The following is a 1,246-nucleotide window of genomic DNA, read 5'->3' on the forward strand; positions in this document are numbered from 1 at the left end:
GAAGATTTCTTTGATTTATGTGTTCCCAGCATCTAAAAACAGCAGTTGTAAGCTCATAAAACAGTCTAATCAGCCAGTTCATACCCTTTTTTGTCAGTTTTGCACACATCTTTTTTATATTGAAGGCAATGGCTAGGAAGGCAAAGTCCATGAAGACCTTGTCCTTTCCAAAATGTCGGAAACGTTTGTAGTTCATATTGTTTTTAATTTGTCCGAACACGGCTTCCGGTTCTATGCATCTCTGCCCTCTGTGTTTCAGTCCTTTCTCAGAGCAGAGCAGTTCTTTGGCTCTCCGCTTGTATTGTCTAAGCCTATGATTCAGTTCTATCGTCCTGTTTCCTTTTGCTTTAAAACAGCGGCATCGCAGGGGACAGCCTTCACACCTGACAGCTCTGTACCGTGCATTTTCGCTGACATATCCGGATGCGGTTTTCACATTCCTGGTGCCTATCCTCCGCATCCTTTGCCCCATAGGGCAGATGCAGAAGTCATGTTCTTCATTGTAGTAGAAGTTTTCGGCCTTGAACGGGTCCGGTTTGAATCTCGGCCGCTGCTCCATGTGGAAATAGTTGTACTTTACGTAGGCTTCCATGCCGTTTTCGGACATGAAGCGGTAATTCTCTTCGGAGCCATAGCCGGAATCAGCAACCACCGTATGGGCCATCCGGTCATACCTGTTTGAAAAAGATTGCAGGAAAGGAATCAGGGTCAGTGTATCCGTAGGGTTCGGGAAGAGTGCAAAATCGGTGATGAACTGATTTTCGGTGCCGATTTGAAGGTTGTAACCGGGCTTCGTCTGTCCGTTGCGCATGGCATCCTCCTTCATTCTCATAAAAGTAGCGTCCTTGTCCGTCTTGGAATAGGAATTCCTCTCTTGCAGCGTTTCCGGATGGCAGTCGTATTCCTGTAGTTTGTCCCTGTGTTCTTCCAGTTCCTTCAACTGTTTGCGTTTCTTTTTCAGTTCAGTCTTTTCCTCTTTCGCGGATGGCTCGGAAACCTGTTCCAGTGCATGACGCAATTCTCCTGCCATTTCAGTCAGCATGGCCGGAGTGAACCCAACCTCCTCATTGTTCTCTGATGACTTCTCCCGGGCAATGACATCGTCTATCTGCCCTAACAGGACATGTATCTTCTTCATCAGGCGTTCACGGTTCCGCTCAACCGTTTTTCGCCAGACGAAAGTGTACTTGTTGGCTTTGGATTCGATCTTTGTCCCGTCAATGTATTCCACATTCAGGCTGATGAA

The 1,246-nt window shown here is 46.9% G+C and carries 1 protein-coding gene; it reads right to left on the reverse strand.

Annotated elements, in window-relative coordinates:
- Positions 1-1,246: IS1182 family transposase (locus tag RE317_RS20910; RefSeq protein ID WP_303266293.1), on the reverse strand; the 1,246-nt coding region annotated here is incomplete at both ends.

The organism is Phocaeicola sp. GP0067 (assembly GCF_031119655.1).
Lineage (GTDB): Bacteria > Bacteroidota > Bacteroidia > Bacteroidales > Bacteroidaceae > Phocaeicola > Phocaeicola vulgatus.